Below are 511 nucleotides of genomic sequence, written 5' to 3' on the forward strand. Positions count from 1 at the left end.
AATTGTCCAAGATTATTGGCTCCCCATCCCCACACACTTCCGTCTTCTTTGACTTGAAGGGTGTGCGCTTGTCCGGTTGACAATTTTGATTGCTGAAGTTGAGCACTATCTTTGATTTTCAGCCAACCCACCAACGACCAGTCCGACCATAGATGTTCATCATTTACTCTCACTTTTACTTGAAATGCTGTACCAGATGGCAACGATTCGCTTAATGACCAGGAGTTTACATTTGCTGTACCCACCTGCTTAATCTCACCCGAGTCTCCAACTACAACTCCACTTTCATCCAGCACTTGTATCTGATATTCTGCATAGTTGGTTAATGCTGCATCATTCTGCGTCCACCGGATGGATGGATTGCTAACATTGGTTATATCCGGCGCTCCCTTACTACCCAGCGGATAGGTTAAAGTTACTTGTGGCGAAACATTCTCCTTCACCAACGCTGGTGTACTATGGGCGACCGTGGTTCCATCGCCCAATTGTCCGGAGTCATTGACACTACCCC

At 46.8% G+C, this 511-nt stretch carries 1 protein-coding gene; it reads right to left on the reverse strand.

Going from position 1 to position 511, the window contains the following annotated elements:
• Positions 1-511 (reverse strand): glycoside hydrolase family 78 protein (locus AC0MA3_RS26390; RefSeq protein WP_474658337.1); only part of this gene is annotated, 511 nt, incomplete at both ends.

The organism is Paenibacillus sp. LS-5 (assembly GCF_056121505.1).